This window comes from Ligilactobacillus faecis, assembly GCF_029889745.1.
Classification (GTDB): domain Bacteria; phylum Bacillota; class Bacilli; order Lactobacillales; family Lactobacillaceae; genus Ligilactobacillus; species Ligilactobacillus faecis.
Window position 1 is genome coordinate 1,871,646 of the sequence record NZ_CP123639.1, and the last position, 20,153, is coordinate 1,891,798.

The 20,153-nt window shown below is 40.6% G+C and carries 24 protein-coding genes; 22 read left to right on the plus strand and 2 right to left on the minus strand.

Annotated elements, in window-relative coordinates:
* Positions 1-10: 10 nt before the first annotated feature.
* Positions 11-970, minus strand: coding sequence for a nucleoside hydrolase (locus tag QFX10_RS08560; protein ID WP_280605817.1), 960 nt, complete (start codon positions 968-970; stop codon positions 11-13).
* A 566-nt stretch (positions 971-1,536) separates the two neighbouring features.
* Here QFX10_RS08560 and QFX10_RS08565 point away from each other — a divergent pair.
* From QFX10_RS08565 to fabI, 20 genes are all read left to right on the plus strand, one after another.
* Complete coding sequence (locus tag QFX10_RS08565) at positions 1,537-2,025, plus strand: DUF3013 family protein (RefSeq protein WP_280605818.1); 489 nt, start codon at positions 1,537-1,539, stop codon at positions 2,023-2,025.
* 18 nt (positions 2,026-2,043) lie between these two features.
* Positions 2,044-2,934, plus strand: coding sequence for a 50S ribosomal protein L11 methyltransferase (gene prmA / locus QFX10_RS08570; protein ID WP_280605819.1), 891 nt, complete (start codon positions 2,044-2,046; stop codon positions 2,932-2,934).
* Positions 2,935-2,939: 5 nt separating this feature from the next.
* Positions 2,940-3,698, plus strand: a complete 759-nt coding sequence (locus QFX10_RS08575) for an RsmE family RNA methyltransferase (protein WP_280605820.1) — start codon at positions 2,940-2,942, stop codon at positions 3,696-3,698.
* Positions 3,699-3,734: 36 nt separating this feature from the next.
* Positions 3,735-4,061, plus strand: a complete 327-nt coding sequence (locus QFX10_RS08580) for a hypothetical protein (RefSeq protein ID WP_280605821.1) — start codon at positions 3,735-3,737, stop codon at positions 4,059-4,061.
* A gap of 114 nt (positions 4,062-4,175) precedes the next feature.
* Positions 4,176-6,395: a RelA/SpoT family protein gene (locus QFX10_RS08585; protein WP_280605822.1), complete on the plus strand. Its 2,220-nt coding sequence runs from the start codon at positions 4,176-4,178 to the stop codon at positions 6,393-6,395.
* A gap of 18 nt (positions 6,396-6,413) precedes the next feature.
* Entirely contained in the window at positions 6,414-6,860 is a 447-nt protein-coding gene (gene dtd, locus QFX10_RS08590) for a D-aminoacyl-tRNA deacylase (RefSeq protein ID WP_280605823.1), read from the plus strand.
* A gap of 13 nt (positions 6,861-6,873) precedes the next feature.
* On the plus strand, positions 6,874-7,488 hold the full coding sequence (locus tag QFX10_RS08595) for an HAD-IA family hydrolase (protein ID WP_280605824.1): 615 nt from the start codon (positions 6,874-6,876) through the stop codon (positions 7,486-7,488).
* Between the two features lie 366 nt (positions 7,489-7,854).
* A complete protein-coding gene (gene fabZ, locus QFX10_RS08600) occupies positions 7,855-8,292 on the plus strand; it encodes a 3-hydroxyacyl-ACP dehydratase FabZ (RefSeq protein ID WP_280607268.1) in 438 nt (145 codons plus the stop codon).
* A gap of 78 nt (positions 8,293-8,370) precedes the next feature.
* Positions 8,371-8,817 carry a MarR family winged helix-turn-helix transcriptional regulator gene (locus tag QFX10_RS08605; RefSeq protein ID WP_280607269.1) on the plus strand — a complete coding sequence of 149 codons (447 nt, stop codon included), beginning with the start codon at positions 8,371-8,373 and terminating at the stop codon, positions 8,815-8,817.
* 14 nt (positions 8,818-8,831) lie between these two features.
* Positions 8,832-9,812, plus strand: coding sequence for a beta-ketoacyl-ACP synthase III (locus QFX10_RS08610; RefSeq protein WP_280605825.1), 981 nt, complete (start codon positions 8,832-8,834; stop codon positions 9,810-9,812).
* 120 nt (positions 9,813-9,932) lie between these two features.
* Entirely contained in the window at positions 9,933-10,184 is a 252-nt protein-coding gene (locus QFX10_RS08615) for an acyl carrier protein (RefSeq protein WP_280605826.1), read from the plus strand.
* Positions 10,181-11,110: an ACP S-malonyltransferase gene (locus tag QFX10_RS08620; protein WP_280605827.1), complete on the plus strand. Its 930-nt coding sequence runs from the start codon at positions 10,181-10,183 to the stop codon at positions 11,108-11,110. The genes QFX10_RS08615 and QFX10_RS08620 overlap by 4 nt, the downstream gene beginning before the upstream one ends.
* Before the next feature lie 2 nt (positions 11,111-11,112).
* Positions 11,113-11,844 carry a 3-oxoacyl-ACP reductase FabG gene (gene fabG / locus QFX10_RS08625; RefSeq protein ID WP_280605828.1) on the plus strand — a complete coding sequence of 244 codons (732 nt, stop codon included), beginning with the start codon at positions 11,113-11,115 and terminating at the stop codon, positions 11,842-11,844.
* An 18-nt stretch (positions 11,845-11,862) separates the two neighbouring features.
* Positions 11,863-13,098 (plus strand): beta-ketoacyl-ACP synthase II, encoded by a 1,236-nt coding sequence (fabF, locus tag QFX10_RS08630; RefSeq protein ID WP_280605829.1) that lies wholly within the window; start codon positions 11,863-11,865, stop codon positions 13,096-13,098.
* Entirely contained in the window at positions 13,099-13,515 is a 417-nt protein-coding gene (locus QFX10_RS08635) for an acetyl-CoA carboxylase biotin carboxyl carrier protein (protein WP_280605830.1), read from the plus strand.
* Positions 13,508-13,906 (plus strand): hotdog family protein, encoded by a 399-nt coding sequence (locus QFX10_RS08640; protein ID WP_280605831.1) that lies wholly within the window; start codon positions 13,508-13,510, stop codon positions 13,904-13,906. Before QFX10_RS08635 ends, QFX10_RS08640 begins: the two co-directional genes overlap by 8 nt.
* 11 nt (positions 13,907-13,917) lie before the next feature.
* The gene (gene accC, locus QFX10_RS08645; protein ID WP_280605832.1) at positions 13,918-15,288 is read left to right on the plus strand and encodes an acetyl-CoA carboxylase biotin carboxylase subunit; all 1,371 of its coding nucleotides are present in this window, start codon (positions 13,918-13,920) and stop codon (positions 15,286-15,288) included.
* On the plus strand, positions 15,285-16,139 hold the full coding sequence (locus QFX10_RS08650; protein WP_280605833.1) for an acetyl-CoA carboxylase carboxyltransferase subunit beta: 855 nt from the start codon (positions 15,285-15,287) through the stop codon (positions 16,137-16,139). Before accC ends, QFX10_RS08650 begins: the two co-directional genes overlap by 4 nt.
* Positions 16,132-16,905: an acetyl-CoA carboxylase carboxyltransferase subunit alpha gene (locus tag QFX10_RS08655; RefSeq protein ID WP_280605834.1), complete on the plus strand. Its 774-nt coding sequence runs from the start codon at positions 16,132-16,134 to the stop codon at positions 16,903-16,905. Before QFX10_RS08650 ends, QFX10_RS08655 begins: the two co-directional genes overlap by 8 nt.
* Positions 16,906-16,921: 16 nt before the next feature.
* On the plus strand, positions 16,922-17,686 hold the full coding sequence (gene fabI / locus QFX10_RS08660; RefSeq protein ID WP_280605835.1) for an enoyl-ACP reductase FabI: 765 nt from the start codon (positions 16,922-16,924) through the stop codon (positions 17,684-17,686).
* A gap of 65 nt (positions 17,687-17,751) precedes the next feature.
* Here the strand turns inward: fabI and QFX10_RS08665 are convergent, their stop codons facing one another.
* The gene (locus tag QFX10_RS08665; protein WP_280605836.1) at positions 17,752-18,624 is read right to left on the minus strand and encodes an N-acetylmuramoyl-L-alanine amidase family protein; all 873 of its coding nucleotides are present in this window, start codon (positions 18,622-18,624) and stop codon (positions 17,752-17,754) included.
* A gap of 198 nt (positions 18,625-18,822) precedes the next feature.
* Between QFX10_RS08665 and pyrH the strand changes: the two genes are divergently transcribed.
* A complete protein-coding gene (gene pyrH / locus QFX10_RS08670) occupies positions 18,823-19,545 on the plus strand; it encodes a UMP kinase (protein ID WP_280605837.1) in 723 nt (240 codons plus the stop codon).
* A 6-nt stretch (positions 19,546-19,551) separates the two neighbouring features.
* Positions 19,552-20,115 (plus strand): ribosome recycling factor, encoded by a 564-nt coding sequence (gene frr / locus QFX10_RS08675; RefSeq protein WP_280605838.1) that lies wholly within the window; start codon positions 19,552-19,554, stop codon positions 20,113-20,115.
* Positions 20,116-20,153: the final 38 nt, after the last annotated feature.

The following is a 20,153-nucleotide window of genomic DNA, read 5'->3' on the forward strand; positions in this document are numbered from 1 at the left end:
CCTCGATGCACTAGTGTTCACTGAATAATTTTGTCAAGCGTTCCATAAAGCGTGCTACAAAACGTTCTTTATCAACATTGACAGCTGCTTTAGTCGTCAATGCAGGTTCGTTGATCCGTGTTTCATCGCCGATCGTCCGACCAGCATAAGGTCCTTCGGTATCGACTTTCATATTTAAGTCAAGCGTTGTCACCAAGGTTGGATCGATCGCAGCAGCTACGGCTAAAGGATCGTGAAGCGCACATCCAGCAAGGTGAGCATTAGCGACTTTATAAGCATTGATATAGTAGTCAGTCAAATCAGCATATTTTTCACCTGAAAGTGTCTTTAAGTCACGCCATTGTTGAGTTTCTTTAGGTGTAAGTAAAGTCCTTGTCGTAACGTCTAAGCCGATCATCGTCAATGGTAGTTTGCTACGGAAAACTTCATCGGCAGCTTCAGGATCTTGATTGATATTGGCTTCGGTCACTGGTGAAACGTTACCTGGGACAGTCAAAGCGCCACCCATCAAGGTGACTTTTCCGATCAGATCAACGATCGTTGGATCTTTTTTGATCGCAGCGGCTAAGTTTGTCAATGGACCAGTTGGAACGATCACAAGATCTTTACCATATTTGTGTGCAGCTTCGATCAAGAAATCAACACCTGGAAGTGTTTCGGGCGTACGGTCAGCTTTTTTGAGTTCAACTTCACCGATCCCGTTTTTCCCGTGGATCAAAGCGCTGATCGGCATAACTTCAAAGTTATCTTTAGTTGAAGCATGGGAAAGACCCGTATAAACCGGAACATCAGGGCGACCTAGCAACTCAAGTAAGTCAAGACTATTTTGGACTCCATCTTCAACAAGGATATTTCCGTAAGAACCAACGATCCCGATCAGATCGCATTCTTCTGATGCAAGTGCATAGGCGATCGCTAACGCGTCATCGATCCCAGTATCAAGATCAAGGATCATTTTACATTTTGCCATATTAAAACCATTTACTATATAAAATGTGAACAAACATAGTAGGTCGTGTTTGTGAAAGTGATATAGCTTTTCCTTCCTTAAATAGTATTTACTACTGTCAACATAGCTAGAGATGGCGTTAAAGGTATTTTCTTTAAGCTTGACGCTACTAGATCACCAGCTAACTTTAGAATTTCTGGGAGACTTTTGTTTTGTGTGAAATTCTTTATTTGATAAAATGTTGGATCTTCCTAGTATCGGCTCCACATTTTGCCTTTCTAGCAGACACTATAGGATATTTGGCGCAGTGACCATAGTAATAGCTATTTAGTTGAAAGTTAGTAATTCATACTTTTAGTTTATCAGAAATTGTTGATTTTGTACTTATTTATCGGTAAAAAATTAATAAAATATTGATAAAAAACATAAATCATCCGTAAAAACTGCGATGACAAAAAATTACTTTAGGCAACAGTTAGCTTTTTTCAAGAAAAACGTATGCTATAATGGATAATAATGATTTTTAAATTAAATTTAAGATAACGACCAAATGAGCTCAGCTAAAAATGCTGTTGAAGGTGGAATATATGGAAAAAATAGATCTTTTGACTTTTCTAGAAGATGAAAGCGAACAATTAGATTTTGACGGTCAAGTCGAAGTCTTTTGGGATAAAAAGCATAAACTTTTTGAGATCGAATTGACTTTTTATGCTGAAAATAAAAGTGGCCAAGTGATCGAAGATGTCGCTGGGGTCAGTTCAGAAGAACCGATCATCTCATTTAGTGATAGTATTTTATTATATTCAAAAGAGACTCCGGTCGAGTTTGAGGCTACAGACTATTTAGTTTGTTTACCGTATGCTGGTAAAAAAGGTTGGACTTTAGCAGAAGGTAAAGCGTTCTTTAGTTATTTACAAGTTGTTTTAGATAATGGAAGTTCTGATCTTTTAGATTTCTTAAATGATTCAATGACAGATGTTTTTGAACTCACCTGGTCAAATGTTGAATTTGAAAAATTTATTTTAGATGCTAAAAAACATACGCCTAACGGGCAGTTACCTTATCCAAAATTTTAATGAATGGATGTGAAACGATTGGATTGGATAAAATTAGCGATCACAACGACAAATGAAGCAAGCGAAGCAGTGATCAACCTTTTGCTTGAAAACGGAGCTGGTGGAGTCCAGATCGAAGACGAACAAGATCTTGATAATATAGTTTTAGCTACTTATTTTCAAGCAGACAGTCCATTGAATGAATTGACAAGTGAACTCGAACAAAAGATCAAGGATCTAAGTCGATTTGGACTTGAACCAGGACAAGCCAAAGTTGAATTAGCTACGTTAGATGACGCTAACTGGATCGATGTTTGGAAAAAATATTATCATCCAGTACGGTTAACACGTTATTTGACGATCGTACCAAGTTGGGAAGAGTATACACCGGTTGACCAAGATGAAAAAGTTATCGTATTAGATCCCGGAAGAGCATTTGGAACAGGGACACATCCAACGACCCGATTAGCTTTACAAGCGTTAGAAACTGTCATTCGTGGAGGCGAAACGTTGATCGATGTTGGAACTGGTTCTGGTGTTTTAAGTATTGCAGCGCGTTATTTAGGAGTCGGACCGATCTTTGCTTACGATGTAGATGAAGTCGCTGTTTCAGCAGCAAAAGAGAATTTTGAGTTGAATCAGATGACAAAAGATATCGTCTTAGCCCCTAACGATCTTTTAAGCGGGATCGATCAAAAAGTCGATCTGATCACGGCTAATATTTTGGCAGAGATCATTGAGCCTTTGATCCCACAGGCAGTGACTTGCTTACGTCCTGGGGGGATCTTTATCACTTCAGGGATCATCAAAGATAAAAAAGATCAGATCGTAACTAAATTAACAGCGCATGGGTTTGTGGTCGACCAGATCTTGAATATGAAAGATTGGTATGCAGTTATCAGCCATGTTCCAGGTGAAGATGAGGATTAAAAGAAATGCAACGTTATTTTGAAACTGAACTTTTAGATGTCAAAAATTTTGAATTACCAAAAGAGATCTATAAACATGCGATCGTAGTGATGCGAGCTAAAGTCGGTGATCACTTTGAACTTGTCACTGCTGATCAAAAAGTTCATCTGATGGAAGTGACTGCGATCACTAAAACCGCGGCTACAGCTAAAGAAGTTGAAGTATTTGAACAACTGACAGAACTTCCAGTCGAAACGACGATCGTTTGTGGTCTTTCCAAAGGTGATAAAGCTGAATTTATCGTTCAAAAAGGTACGGAATTAGGTGCGGATCACTTCGTCTTCTTTAAAGGTGAATACTCTGTTGCTAAGTGGGATGATAAAAAGCAAAAGAAAAAGCTTGCTCGTTTAGAAAAGATCGCTTTAGCAGCAGCCGAACAATCACATCGGACAACGATCCCGACAGTAGCGTATCTTTCTAGTCTCCAAGAGCTAACATTAGCTGCAGATGAAAAAGGCCTGATCGCTTACGAAGAGGCGGCTAAAGAAGGCGAAAAGGGAGCTTTAGTGACACTCTTAAAAGAAATCAAAGTAGCGCCCAAAGAAACTAAACGCCCTAAACTGCAAGTGATCTTTGGACCTGAAGGTGGTTTAGCTTTTCAAGAAGTAACAGCGTTAGAAGAAAGAGGCTATATCCGTGCGGGGCTTGGACCACGGATCATGCGAGCTGAAACGGCTCCTCTTTATCTATTGTCTTCACTTTCATTTGCGCTAGAACTAAGGTAAAATATAATTAATAATTTGATGAAGTAGGTAATATTGATGCAAGCAAGTAAATTATCATTTCAACGTATTGTTTGGTATTTAGCCTTTGCGCTACTGTTTAGCTTTGTGATCCCGATCTTTTTTAATTGGTTTGGGGTCGATGAGATCACGATGATGGAGATCATTTTATTTGGGATAAATGTCGTCTATGTGATCGCAACGGGGATCTACGCTGGTAAACGAGCTGAAAAATTATGGCTATTAGCTCTATTTCCAGTTTGTTATGCGATCGGCTGTGACTTTTTCTTTGATAGTCACGCGATCTATTTTGCCGTAGTATATTTGATGCTGGCTGGCTTTTCCTACGGTATGGTCAGGGATTAACAACATATTGTAGCTAAGACAGTAGGCACTTTTTGCGAAGGTAAAAAGTGCCTCTTGCATCTTTATGGATAAAAAAATAGGAAAGGAAATGCTGTTTTTAACAGTGGTGCGAGTATGGAAAAAGACGTGATCTGGAGCGCAGAAGATGTGATCAATAAGTGTAAAGAGTATATGAATGAAGAACATGTAGCGATCGTGCAAAAAGCCTGCGATTTTGCTACTTATGTTCACCGTGAACAATTTAGGAAGTCAGGTGAACCTTATATCGTTCATCCGATCCAAGTGGCTGCGATCTTAGCTGAATTGAAGATGGATCCAGAAACTGTTAGTGCGGGCTTTTTACATGATGTTGTCGAAGATACACCAGTTATTTTAGCTGATATTGGGGAATTATTTGGAAAAGACATCGAAGTGATCGTTGATGGGGTGACCAAACTCAGTAAGATCCGGTATAAATCTCACCGTGAGCAGTTAGCTGAAAATCACCGTAAATTATTACTTGCGATGTCAAAAGATCTGCGAGTGATCATTGTTAAATTGGCTGACCGTTTGCATAATATGCGCACTTTGAAGCACTTACGTCCAGATAAGCAACGACGGATCGCAAATGAGACTTTAGAGATCTATGCTCCATTAGCAGATCGTTTGGGGATCAGTACGATCAAATGGGAATTAGAAGATACTTCTTTACGCTATTTGAACCCACAACAATACTATCGGATCGTCCATTTAATGAACTCAAGACGTGATGAACGCTTGCAATACATCAACCAAGCGATCCAAGAGATCAAAGATGCGATCGCTGATCTAAAACTTGATTGCGAGATCTATGGTCGACCAAAACATATCTATTCTATTTACCGCAAGATGCGCGATCAACATAAACAATTTAATCAGATCTATGATCTTTTAGCGATCCGTGTGATCGTTAAGTCGATCAAAGATTGTTATGCTGTTTTGGGGGCGATCCATACAAAATGGACACCGATGCCAGGGCGTTTCAAAGACTATATCGCGATGCCAAAAGCTAATATGTATCAGTCTTTGCACACAACTTTGATCGGTCCGAAGGGGACCCCCTTTGAAGTCCAGATCAGAACAGAAGAGATGCATCGTGTGGCTGAATATGGTATTGCAGCTCACTGGGCTTATAAAGAAGGGAAAACAGATGGTGTCAAGGCAACATCGACTGGTGAAAAGTTAAATTTATTCAAAGAGATCATTGAATTGCAAAATGAAGCTAGTGATGCTAATGATTTTATGGAAAGTGTCAAAGGAGATCTCTTTTCAGATCGAGTCTATGTTTTCACTCCTAAAGGTGATGTTTTCGAATTACCTAAGGGCGCTGGTCCATTAGATATGGCGTATTCGATCCACACTGAGATCGGAAATCATACGACAGGAGCTAAAGTCAATGGTAAGATCGTCCCGCTTGATTATCAAGTGAAAAATGGTGATATCGTTGACATTTTGACCTCGCAAAATTCAGCTGGACCTAGCCGTGATTGGCTTGACTTAGTGCATACGAATAAGGCACGAAATAAAGTCAAACGCTTTTTCAAACAGCAAGATCGTTTACAAAATATCGATCGTGGGAAAGATATTCTAGAGACAGCTCTTTTAGAAGATGGCTACGCTGTTCATCAAGTTTTGACGGCTAAAAATATCGACCGCGTCTTAGAAAGAAGGCATATTTCGACTGAAGATGATATGTATGCTGCGATCGGCTTTGGTGAGTTACAACCAGCTGGGATCGTCAATATCTTGACGCAAGATATTCGCGAAGAGCAGGAGTTAAAACGTAAACAACAACAAGAAAAAGAACTGTTGGAAGATCATAAAGGGATCAAGAATGTTTCTGCTGATAAAAAGAAAAAACATGAAGAAGGCGTTTTGATCGAGGGGATCGATAATCTCTTAGTGCGCATGAGCCATTGTTGCAGTCCGATCCCTGGGGATGATATCGTCGGTTATATCACCAAAGGTCGTGGTGTCTCAGTTCATCGGATCGATTGTCCAAACGTTAAAAATGCTGAAAAAAATGGGACGCGGTTGATCGACGTTAGTTGGAATGTTTTACCAGATGCAAGAACACATTATGATACTGACCTTGAGATCCAAGGCTATAATCGTTCAGGTCTATTGAATGACGTCTTGCAAGCGATCAACAATACGACTAAACAGTTGAATTCGATCAATGGACGGATCGACCATAATAAGATGGCCACGATCGATGTGACTGTCGGGATCCGAGATAAAGTTCATCTACAACGTGTAATGGATGGGATCAAACGTGTGCCTGATGTTTATGTTGTGAAAAGAACGATCCACTAAAAGAGGTAAGGGAAAAGTATGCGCGTAATATTACAGAGAAGTAAAAATGCTAAAGTTTCGATCGCAGGCGAAGTCGTAGGGCAGATCGATCATGGACTCGTTTTGTTAGTCGGCTTTACAGCGACTGATAGTCGTGATGAGATCGAATATTTAGTTAAAAAGATCGTAAATTGTCGGATCTTTAGCGACGAAGATGGAAAACTCAATTTAAATGTCAAGCAAGTTCAAGGTGAGATCCTCTCAGTCTCGCAATTTACCTTATACGCAGACACTAAAAAAGGAAATCGTCCAAGCTTTAGCAAAGCCCAAGCTCCTGAGCAAGCTCAAGCGAACTATGAACTCTTTAACGAAATGCTAGCTCAAACAGGAGTATCTGTAAAAACAGGTAGTTTTGGTGCTGATATGCAAGTAGAGTTGGTCAATGATGGTCCTGTAACGATCATTTTTGATACTGATAATAAGTAAAGTAGGCAAAAGCATGAAATATCAAAATTATTTTTTTGACTTTGATGGAACGTTATATGATACGTATCCTGGAATGGTCAAGGCTTTTTGTGAAGCTTTTTCAAAGCAAGGCAAAAAGCTTGATCCAAAAGAAGTTTATCAAGTGATGCGAAGTAGATCGGTACGTGAAGCTTATCGGCGTTATACTACACCTGAATTAGATGAGGCAAAGCTTCATGCTGATTACAAAAACTTTGAAGCTCGCTATCAAAAAGAAGCTCACCCTTTTTCTGGAGCTCAAAAGCTTCTGGAAAAGATCAAGGCAAGCGGTGGGCAAAGTTTCTTATTGACTCACCGAGATAAAAGTTCACTTGCACTTTTAAAGCGTGATGGCTTAGTTGGTTTTTTCTGTGATTTTTCAACGGCAGATGATGGTTTTAAAAGAAAGCCAGATCCAGAAGCCTTAAATTATCTTGTCTCAAAATATGGACTAGTGACAAGTGAAAGTGTCATGGTCGGAGATCGAAGTTTAGATATCGAAGCAGGACACAATGCGTTGATGGCAGGGGTCTTATTTGATCCTGATAAAAAGATCCCTGCAACTTTAGAAGTTGAACAACGAGTGCAAAATTTAATTGAGATCATGTAGTAAAAAGGGGCGAGGAAATTTATCCTCGCTCTTTTTTTGTGAATAAATTTTGATAATCAAAATAATTTTGAAATTTAATGATCCATTTTTGATAGTTATTAACTAATTTTTATATAAAAAATATTTATAAATATTGTCGATCATTTTCTAGAATTAGACCTTGGTCTACAGGTTTTGACAGCGTTTATTTCATGATATCAAAGTATTTTAAGGTCAGTTGATAAAATATACAAAATTTGATATTTCTTAGAAGAACTGCGCTAAAATTGAGTTGACAGTTAAAAATAAATATAATATTATTTTGTCATCGAATAGTTTGATATTCGAAATACTTTTTTAGAGTGGGGTGATAATTTGGGAAAAATAATGGATGCACAAACTATTATGGAGTTGATCCCTAATCGTTATCCACTTTGTTATATCGATTATGTTGAAGAACTCGTCGTAGGTGAAAAGGTGATCGCAGTCAAAAACGTAACGATCAATGAGCCATTTTTCCAAGGACATTTTCCTAAAAATCCAGTGATGCCAGGGGTCTTGATCATTGAAACGCTTGCGCAAGCAGCTTCGATCATGATCTTAAAAGATCCCGCTTTTCAAGGTAAGACGGCCTATCTTGGGGCGATCCATAATGCGCGTTTTCGTAAGATCGTCCGTCCAGGTGATGTCTTACGTTTAGAAGTAACACTGACTAAGCAAAAAGAAAATATGGGTCTAGTAGATGCCAAAGCTTTTGTAGGGACAAAGAAAGTCTGTACTGCCGAATTGATGTTTATCGTTGGAAACGGAGAAAATAGAATCTAATGGTAATTGCCAATAATATTTGGTATTATTTTGATATCCAAACTATATGGACTTCAAAATAATAAGGCAGGGATCATGATGGATAATACGAGTAAATATATCAATGACGCATTGGTCAAAGTTTATAGCGATATTTTGTGGATCGAAGAGCGAGAACTAAAAAAAAGTCGTTTCCGAGATCTTACGATCAAGGAAATGCATGCGATCAATGCGATCTCAATGTATAATCACAAAACAGCTTCAGAAGTCGCAAAAGAATTACATTTGACGCCTGGTTCATTGACAGCGACAGTCGATCGACTAGTGAAAAAAGGTTACGTTGAACGACTACGTGGAAATGATGACCGCCGGATCATCCGGTTAGGTCTAACTAAAAAAGGGCGTTTGATGTACCGGGCCCATGATGCTTTTCACCATAAGATGGTCGAAAGTTTTTTACATGGCATGTCACTAAATGAAGTTAAGATCGTTGAAAAAGCGATCAGAAACTTAGAAGAATTTTTAGAAGATCATACTAAAGATTAGAGGCTAAAAAGACGATGGAAGAGTTAAAGATCATCCAAACAGCCGGTTTTATTCCTGAAAAAGAAGTTAAAAATGCTGACCTAGCGCAAATAATGTCAACTTCAGATGAGTGGATCCAAACGCGTACAGGGATCAAAAAGCGGCATATCAGTTTGCAAGCCAACACTTCGGACCTATGCATTAAAGTGGCGCAAAAATTGCTTGAAAAAAGCCAGATCTCAGCTCAGATGCTTGATCTGATCATTGTAGCTACGATGTCGCCTGATAGCACCACACCAGCGACAGCTGCTATCGTTCAAGGTGCACTCAATGCCAAAAATGCTTATGCTTTTGATATTTCAGCAGCTTGCGCTGGATTTGTGTATGGATTGAAGACAGCTGCTAATTTTTTGAAAGATCCGAAAATAAAATATGTTTTATTGATCGGAGGCGAAGTTTTATCAAAGTTAGTCGCTTGGGATGACCGTTCTACGGCTGTTCTTTTTGGCGATGGCGCGGCGGGAGCTTTGCTAGCTATTGATCAGCAAACAGAAAGCGGGATCTTAGGCAGTGATCTTAAAACTTTCGGGCAGTTTAACACAAGTTTGACGGCTGCTAAAACACAGCCACTAAGTGAATTTCCGCCCAAAACAAATGAAAAGCGGTATACACCTTTTATGATGGATGGACGTGCAGTTTATAATTTTGCAACTGAGCAAGTGCCACGTTCATTACGTGACGCTTGTCAAGATGCAGGTCTCTCACTAGCTGAGATCGATCTTTTTCTGTTACATCAAGCAAATGAACGGATCATTAAGAGCATAGCCAAAAGATTAGACTTGCCGCTCGCAAAATTTCCGTTAGGGCTAGCTGAACTTGGAAATACTTCGGCAGCAAGTATTCCACTTTTGCTTGATGACTTGATCCAGAGTAAGAAGGTCACACGCGGGCAAACATTAGCTCTTTGTGGTTTTGGTGGTGGATTGACTATCGGTACACTGATCATCAAATTTTGAGCTAGCAGACATAAGCGACTAAAAAGCTTATGTTCTCAGTAGTTGAGTAAGCGCTATCTTTTTAGGGATATACCAATATATGAAAGGAAAGCTACGGTAAGCGTAGTCAAGGAAAGATAAATGACACAAGAAGAAATTTTAACAAAGATCCAAACGATCGTAAGTGAACAATTAGATGTAGATGCTGCAAAGATCGTTTTGACAGCTAATATCAAAGAAGATCTTGATGCTGATAGTTTAGATGTCTTTGAGATCATGAACGAATTAGAAGATGAATTAGAGATCCAGCTTGAGGCAGACGAAAAGATCCAAACGATCCAAGATGTCGTCGATCATGTTAGTGCACAACTTGCTGCAAATGATGAAGCATGAAAAAAGCACTGGTCTTATATAGTGGGCAGGGTTCCCAATTTGCTGGACTTGGACTTGATTTTTATGCGACTTATCCAGCATTTAAAAAAAGCATCGATACTGCAACAGAAGTGACAGGGCTAGAAGTGTTAAAGATCTTGGAGCATTGTCAGCAGGCCGCGACAAAAGAGCTCCAAGTCGCTTTGACTGCTTACTCTATTGGTGTTTATAACTGTTTATGTCACGAACATGTAGTAAAGGTCAAAGGAGCTTTAGGGTTATCGTTAGGTGAATATCCGGCTTTGATCACAAGTGGTGCGTTAGATTTTTATGCGGGATTGAAACTCGTACAAAAGCGTGCAAAATTGATGCATAAAGAAGCAAAAGTTCATACCGGCGCATTGTTAGCCGTATTAGCACCAGATCTGCAAGAGATAAAAAGACTTTTGCAAAAATATAATACACCAAATGAAAAGATCTGGTTTGCAAATTATAATGCACCCAAACAGGTCGTTTTAGGTGGTGGCAAGAAGGATCTGGTGCAATTTCAACAAGAGCTAAAAGAGCTAGGTAAAAAAGCGATAATGTTGAATGTGGCAGGTGCTTTTCATACGCCATTATTTGCCCAAACAAGTAATGCGTTAAAAGCAGAAATGGCACAATGTACTTTTCAAGAACCATGTTTTCCTGTCTTTAGTAATACGACAGGGTCTGCATTTACGAAAGAAAACATACCTGAAATATTGGTTCAGCAAGTGATGCAACCGACTTATTTTGAAAAATGTCTATACAAAATGCTTGCACAAGAAAAGCCCGATATTTTACTTGAGATCGGACCTGGGAATACACTAAGCAAATTTGCACGGCAGTTGAGTGGAGCACCAAAATGTTATCGTTTAGATACTGTCCGTGCTTATCAGCAAACTTTAACAGAGTTGAAAGGATAGCTATGGAACTAAAAGGAAAAAATGTGTTTGTCTCTGGTTCCTCACGCGGGATCGGGGCCCAGATCGCATATGAATTCGCATTAAAGGGAGCAAATGTTATTTTGAACGCTCGAAAAGAGATCGAGCTTGAACTGTTGGAAAAGATCAAAGCAACAGGAGTCAAATGTGAGATCGTCTTAGGAGATATCGCTAGCACAGCTGATGTTACGCGCATGGTCCAAGAAGCTACCGAAAAATTGGGTCAGATCGATATTTTAGTAAATAATGCTGGGATGACTCGTGATAATTTATTGATCAGGACTACTGACAAAGACTTTGATGAAGTCGTAGCGATCGATCTTGGAGGAACGTTTAAGATGACGAAAGCTTTTTTACAAAAGATGATGAAAAAAAGAGCAGGCGTGATCATCAATCTTTCTTCAGTCGTTGGGCTCTATGGAAATGTTGGTCAAGCTAGTTATGCAGCTAGTAAGGCTGGGATCATCGGGCTGACTAAGACGACTGCTAAAGAAGGAGCTTTGCGTAATATTCGTTGCAATGCGATCGCTCCTGGGATGATCACGACCCAAATGACAGCTGAACTAGATGATAAAACTAAAAAAGCGATCCAAGAAAAAATTTTATTGAAGCGGTTTGGAACACCCACAGAGATCGCTAAAACAGCACTTTTTTTAGCAGAAAATGATTATATTACTGGTCAAGTCATCACAGTTGATGGTGGTCTAGCGTTTTAATGAAAAGGAGTTGTCGATATGACAAGAGTTGTCGTGACAGGGATGGGAGCTGTGATGCCGTTAGGAAATGATCTAAAAGAATTTCGCCAAAATCTCTTTGCAGGACATTTAGGGATCGGACCGATCACTAAATTTGATGCGACTACAACGGGGATCACCAATGCTGGTGAAGTTAAAAATTTTGATGTGAGCGTACGTCTAGGAAAAAAAGCAGCTAAGCGCATGGATCTATTTTCGCAATATGCAGTTGATAGCGCTTTACAAGCAGTCGAGCAAGCGCAGATCACCCCTGAAAATACTGCTGCTAAAGATCTGGGGGTCATCTTTAGTTCAGGGATCGGAGGTTTGACGACGATCCAAGAACAAGTTATTAAAATGCAACAAAAAGGCCCCCGTAAAGTGACACCGCTTTTTGTTCCTACAGCGATCATCAATATGGCGGCTGGCAATATCGCTTTGAGGATCGGAGCCAAAAATATTTGTACAGCGGTAGTTACTGCTTGTGCTTCAGGGACAAATGCGATCGGTGAGGCATATCGTCAGATCAAAGAAGGTCGTGCTCAAGTGATGGTCACTGGGGGAGCTGAAGCTTCGATCAATGAGATCGGGATCGCTGGTTTTGCGGCTTTGACAGCTTTGTCACCTGAGATCGATCCTGCTAAAGCTTCGTTACCATTTGATAAAAAACGCTCTGGATTTGTGATGGGTGAAGGAAGTGGAGCTTTAGTGCTTGAGAGTTTGGAACACGCTAAAAAAAGGGGAGCTTCGATCTTAGGGGAGATCGTTGGCTATGGGAGCAATTGTGATGCTTATCATATCACTGCGCCTGATCCAAATGGAACTGGAGCCATCGAAGCGATGCGGCAAGCTTTAGCTGAAGCAAACCTTGAGCCAGAAAAGATCGATCATATCAACGCGCATGGAACAGCCACTAAAGCAAATGATACTGCCGAAGCTCAAGCGATCGCCAAAGTTTTTGGGGAAAATTCAGTTCTAGTTAGCAGCACAAAAGCGATGACGGGCCATTTACTTGGCGCAAGTGGTGCAGTTGAAGCGATCGCAGTTTTATTGAGTCTAGCTGCAGGGCAACTTCCGCTCAACCTAGGTCTAAAAGAGCAAGACCCAGAATGCCCAGTTACCCTTGTTACTAAAGAAAATAAAACGCCGTCACGTCTTGAGTACGCTTTGAGTAATTCACTAGGCTTTGGAGGGCATAATGCTGTTTTAGCTTTTAAAAAGTGGGGTGAAGATTAAGTGGAGTTTAAAGAACTCGAACGATTATTGAATAACTTTGAAGCTTCTGAACTAAATGAATTGGAAGTAAAAACTGAAGATCTACAATTATATCTAAGTAAGGCGTCCAAAAGAGTGCCGTCAAAAGATGTAGGGCTAAAGCAAGTGCCACCTGAGAAAAATACTGGTCTTTTTTTACGTGCTCCTGTAGTGGGCAGTGTTTACCTTCAAGCTAAGCCAGGCCAAAAGCCTTACGTGGCAGTCGGGACTAAAGTCGAAAAGGGAGATGTTGTTTGTATCATCGAAGCGATGAAAACAATGACTGAAGTTAGAAGTGATCAAGCTGGGGTCATCCAAGAAGTTTTAGTTACAAACGAAGACTTGGTCGAATATGATCAACCACTCTTCAAACTTAGTAAGGAAGATGCAAATGAGTAATGAGTCACGTCCTACCTCACTTTTACCTCATCGGGCACCCTTTTTATTTTTAGAAAAAATAGTTGCCTTAGATCCTGGAAAAAGCGCGCAAGCTCTGCATTATGTGGCTGAAGGTTCTGACAATGAGGTGTTTCCAGAAGTTTTAGTTATCGAAGCTTTAGCTCAAACAGGGGCCTGTGCCTTATTGGCTCAAAAAGAGCTTCGGCAAAAGACAGCCTATTTTGGCGGGATCAAGCAAGCTTCTTTCAAAGGACAAGTAGTGTCTGGGGATATATTAGAACTCAGTGTGACATTGATAAAATGCAAGCAAAATATCGGACTAGGAAAAGGGATCGCTAAAGTCAACGGACAAGTGGTCTGTCAAGCAGAATTGACATTTATTCTTGGATAAGAGGTGAGAAAATGTTTTCTAAAGTTTTAGTTGCCAATCGTGGAGAGATCGCTGTACGGATCATTCGTTCTTTAAAAGAATTAGGGATCAAGACAGTCGCGATCTATTCGACGGCAGACCGTGAAAGTCTGCATGTCAAATTAGCTGATCAGGCAGTTTGCGTTGGTTCAGCGCGCCCAAAAGATTCATATTTAAAGATGAAAAACATTTTGAGTGCAGCACTTTTGACGGGTGCCCAAGCGATCCATCCTGGGTTTGGCTTTTTAGCTGAAAATAGTCGCTTCGTGAGTCTATGTGAACTATGTGGGTTAGTCTTTATCGGTCCACGTTCAGAGACGATCGAATTGATGGGCAATAAAGCTAATGCGCGCGCACAAATGCAAGCTAATCAGATCCCAGTGATCCCTGGTAGTCAAGGTTTTTTAAAAGATATCACTGAAGCACGTCAAGTGGCAAAAGAAGTTGGTTATCCAGTGTTATTAAAAGCAGCCGCTGGTGGAGGTGGACGTGGGATCAGGCGTGTCACCTCTGCTAAAGAACTCGAAAAAGCCTTTGACGAAGCTAAGCGAGAAGCTAAACTTGCTTTTGGTGATGATCGAATGTATCTTGAAAAGATCATGCAAAATGTCAAGCATATCGAAGTCCAAGTTTTTTGTGATCACCAAGGGGACGCGGTTTATTTTCCAGAACGTGATTGCTCTTTGCAACGCAATAAGCAAAAAATGATCGAAGAAAGTCCGTGTAGTTTATTGACAGCTACTCAGCGAAAAAAATTGGGTACTTTAGCAGTCAAAGCTGCTAAGGCGATCAACTATTTGAATACTGGGACTTTAGAATTTTTGATGGATGAAGAAAATAATTTTTACTTCATGGAGATGAATACGCGGATCCAAGTCGAACATACAGTGACGGAGATGGTGACTGGGATCGATCTTGTCAAAGCTCAAGTCAAAGTCGCTGCTGGAGAGCTTTTGCCATTTAGCCAAGAAGATATCAAACTTTTAGGCGTGGCGCTTGAATGTCGGATCAACGCCGAAGATCCAACTAAAAATTTTACCCCAGCTGTAGGAACGATCGATTTTTTATATTTTCCAGTGGGAAATTTAGGGATGCGGATCGATTCAGATCTTTATCCCGGCTTAAAGATCTCACCTTTTTATGATTCGATGATCGCAAAAGTGATCGTTTTGGGGAAAGATCGTTTTGAGGCGCTTGAAAAATTAAAACGTGCCTTAAATGAGCTTGTGATCAAAGGCCTCACCACAAATCAGGCTTTGTATCTACAGATCCTCCAAGATCAAAAATTTTTAACGGGGACCTTTCAAACTGACTATTTAGAAAAAGTTCTCTTACCCCGATGGCAAGCAGGTGAAAGAAAATGAGTCCTTTTTTAGAAAATGAGCAAAACGTGAAAAAACATCAAAAAGCGTTAAAAGAAGCCGAAGACAAAGTCCCTGCCGGTCTGTGGAAAGTTTGTCCTCAATGTGGGACTGAGAGTTTTTGGCAAGATCTGGGGCGGTATAATGCATGTCCTAAGTGTGCTTATGGATTCCGACTCAAGGCCCGTGCCCGGCTAACTTGGCTAGTTGATTCTTTTTTGGAAATGGATCAAGAATTAGTGACAGATGATCCCTTGGATTTTCCAAACTATCAAGCTAAATTAGTAAAAGCACAGCAAGAGACACAGTTGAATGATTCGATCTTGACAGGGATCGCTACGATCGGAACTGAAAAATTTGCTTTAGGGATCATGGAACCTAACTTCATCATGGGTTCACTTGGAAAAGTAACAGGTGAAAAATTGGCGCGGCTTTTTGAAAGAGCACGGCAAGAAAATTTACCAGTTGTTGTTTTTACAGCTTCAGGTGGCGCGCGAATGCAAGAAGGGATCGCTTCTTTGATGCAGATGGCTAAAGTTTCGAATGCGATCGCCCAACACGCAGCTGCAGGTCTCTTTTATCTCTCAGTCTTATGTGATCCAACGACTGGTGGCGTTTTAGCTAGCTTTGCTTCTCAAGCAGATATCATTTTGGCCGAGCCTCATGCACTTATAGGCTTTACAGGTCGCCGCGTGATCGAGCAGACTTTGCACCAAAAGATCGCACCTGATCTTCAGCAGGCAGAAACAGTTTTAAGAAATGGTTTTATCGATGCGATCGTTGAACGTAAACACGAAAAACAACTTTTACAGAAGTTGTTGAAGTTACACACTGGGGGGAAGGTCAATGGATAAAAGAAGTGCAGCCCAGATCGTAGCGGCAGCGCGAGCAAAGGGGAAACTCACACCAGGGATCATTATCAATAGTCTTTTTTCAGATTTTTTCGAATTGCATGGTGATCGAGCAACTGGTGATGATCTTGCCTTACGTACTGGGATCGCTTATTTTGAGGAGTTACCGGTGACGATTGTTTTAAGTGATAAAGGTACAGATTTAAAAGACCAGCAAGAAAAACATTTTGGTTCGCCTCTACCGGCAGGTTATCGTAAAGTTTTACGAGTTGCTAAGCAAGCAGAAAAATTTAACCGACCGTTACTGGCTTTTGTCAATACTGCCGGCGCTTATCCTGGCAAAGAAGCTGAGGAAAAAGGGCAAGGGGAAGCTTTAGCGCGTTGCTTGCTTGAGTTGAGTCAAATAAAAGTCCCTTTTATTACTTTTATTTATGGTGAAGGTGGTAGTGGGGGCGCATTGGCGCTAGCGTGTGGTGATCGAGTCTATATGACGACGGATAGTATTTACTCGATCTTGTCACCTGAAGGTTTTGCGACGATCTTATGGAAAGATCGTACTCAAGCTGATAAAGCCGCGCAGATCATGCGTTTGACACCGGAAGAATTGGTTAAACAACAAGTGATCGAAGGGGTAGTCTTAGAAACAAATTCTCACCAAAAAACACTGGCGAGTTTTAAAAAGATATTACACAAAGAATTGATAACTTTAAGGAAATTAACACCAGAACGTTTGCTGGACGAACGTTATCAACGTTTTCGCAAATTTTAGCTCAAGGGGGAATACGATGGAAGGATTATTAGCTGGTAAAACGATCTTAGTTATGGGCGTTGCCAACCGGCGCTCGCTTGCTTGGGGATGTGCTCAAGTGATGGAAGCTCATGGAGCCAAGCTCATTTATACTTATCAAAATGAACGGTTAAAAAAGAGTCTACATAAGTTGATCGGTCCAAAAGCACATGCGATCGAATGCGATGTAGCAAGTGATCAAAGTTTAGCTCAAGCATTTACAACGATAAAGCAAGAGTATGGCAAATTAGATGGGATCTTACACGCGATCGCCTACGCTCCAAAAGAAGAGTTGACGGGAAAAGTCACAAATACAACACGAGCGGGTTTTGCGGTGACGCTTGATGTCTCGGCTTATTCTTTTTTAGCCGTCGCTAAAAAAGCTGCAGAGCTTGAGTTATTAGCTACGTCAGCTAGTTTAGTCACCTTAACGTATATGGGAGCAACACGGGCGATCCCAAACTACAATACGATGGGGATCGCTAAAGCAGCACTTGAAGCTAGTGTACGTTATTTAGCGCGTGATCTAGGGGAAAGTGGTGTGCGTGTCAATGCGATCTCAGCTGGAGCGATCAAAACTTTAGCGGTCACTGGGATCAAAGAGCATGCCAAATTACTGGCACTTTCAAAAGAACGAACAGTCGATCAAAAAGAAGTTACGACAAAAGAAGTTGGTGGCGCGTGCACTTTTTTGATGAGTGCTTTAGCTAGTGGGGTCACAGGAGAATGTCTTTATGTTGATAAAGGCGTTCATTTGATCTAAAAGGCAAAAGAAAGCTCCCTCTAAGATCTTTGAGTTGATCTTAGAGGGAGCTTGTTAGTTTTATCTTACGGCCGTTCTCCAGTCATTTTTTGGTTACTGAAATATTTTTCAAGGCCAGTATAAACATCATCGATCACGGTGTCTTTATAGCTGTTTGAGCTGATCTGTTCAAAATCACGATCTGAGTTAATGTAGCCCATCTCAAGTAAAACCGCAGGCTCATTGATATCACGAACAACTAAAAAGTTGCCAACTTCAACACCACGATTCTCAAGCCCGATCGCGCCAAACTCTTTATTTAAAGTTTGAGCGAGTTTAAGTGAGTTTTTATGGTAATAATAGGTGGTGAAGCCTGAAGCCGTATTTTCAGTTGGTGATGAATCAAAGTGGAAACTGATAAAGGCGTCAGCATGGACTTGATCAGCTAAGGCTGGGCGCTTGCTCAATGAGATGAATGAGTCATCGCTACGTGTCAAGTAGACTTTGGCTTTAGCTTTGCGTAATTTAGCAGCTAAGGCTTTGGCATACGCCAAAGTATAAGCCTTTTCTTCTTTTTTCTCTTGGTTCGAAGTTGCGCCTGAATCATATCCACCATGTCCAGGATCGATCACGATCGTAGCTTCGGATAGATCATTGACTGGCAGTTTATAATCATCGGAGATCATCCAATCAGCGATCCAACCTGTCTGATCGTCATCTGTTTTAACGTAGAGCCAGTGATATTTACTTTTCAAAACAGTCAAGCGTTGATTTTTTTTAAGTGGACTTAAAGAGCGGTATTCAACTCCAGGTCCTTTTTTTAGCGTGGCAGAAGTCGTTTGAACACTTAACTGGCCAAAATATTTATAAGTGCGGTAACCTAAAATAGAACTGAGCAACAAAAGTAGTACTAAAAGAACTTTGAAGTTGGTCGGCAGTTTACCACGGGCTTGCGCCATATCTTATCACCTCAAATTAACAACTAGGGATATTATACCAAAAAAGTAGTGCTAGATACAGATTAATGGTCACAAGTCAAGTTTAGCCTAAGTAGAAAAAGTGTTGGCAAAATACTAGATAGAATGATATGATTTATTCAAATGGCTTTCGTTATAACAAACGAATTTTAGTAAATTTATTTAGGAGGATCAAGCGTAATGTCTGACATTAAATATAAGCGCGTTGTGATGAAACTTAGTGGAGAGGCGTTGGCAGGTGAGCTAGGTCAAGGGATCAACCCACCAGAGATCCGGAAAGTAGCTGAAGAGATCAAAGAAGTCCATGACTTAGGCGTTGAGATCGCGATCGTTGTCGGTGGTGGCAATATGTGGCGTGGTGAATCTGGTGCGCAAATGGGTATGGAACGTGCTCAAGCTGATTACATCGGCATGCTTGGAACAGTTATGAATGCCTTGGCTTTGCAAGATAACTTAGAATCGATCGGTGTACCTACTCGAGTTCAAACTGCGATCGAGATGCGACAAGTAGCAGAACCTTATATCCGGCGCAAAGCAATGCGTCATTTAGAAAAAGGACGGATCGTGATCTTTGCTGCTGGTACAGGTTCACCATATTTTTCAACTGATACGACTTCCGCTTTACGAGCTTCTGAGATCAATGCTGATGTGATCTTGATGGCTAAAAACGGGGTAGATGGGATCTACTCAGCTGATCCAAAAAAAGATACGTCAGCAACTAAATATGATCGTTTGACGCATATGGAGATCATCAACAAAGGTCTCCAAGTCATGGATACGACAGCTTCGTCACTTTCAATGGACAATAACATCCCACTTGTTGTTTTCAACATGAATGAACGTGGGAATATCAAGCGCGTCGTTTTAGGTGAAACGATCGGAACAACAGTTGAAGGGAAGTAATAGAAAATGAAAATTACAGATCCAATGATCTTACCATATCAAGAAAAGATGACTAAAGCAGAAGAAGCTTTACAACGTGAATTAGGTACGATCCGAGCAGGGGTAGCTAATGCAAGTTTACTCAACCGTATCAGTGTGGAGTATTATGGCGCACCTACACCTTTGAATCAAATGGCGCAGATCACCGTTCCAGAGGCACGTGTGTTATTGATCACACCATATGATAAATCTTCACTAAAAGACATCGAGCATGCATTATTAGCTTCTGATCTTGGGATCGCACCGATCAACGATGGCTCTGTGATCCGTTTAGTCGTACCTCAATTGACAGAAGAACGTCGAAAAGAATTGGCTAAGCAAGTTAAAGCGACATCTGAAAAAGGCAAAGTTGCTGTTAGAAACGTTCGTCGTGAAATGATGGATGCTTTGAAAAAAGCTCAAAAAAATGGTGAGCTAACTGAAGATCAACTACACGATCTTGAAGATGTTGCACAAAAAGTGACAGATAACTCGATCAAAAATATTGAAAATATTACAGCGGAAAAGGAAAAAGAAGTTCTTGCTGGTTAAGCAAACTTTAGAACTGCTGACATAACGGGGCAAGGGCT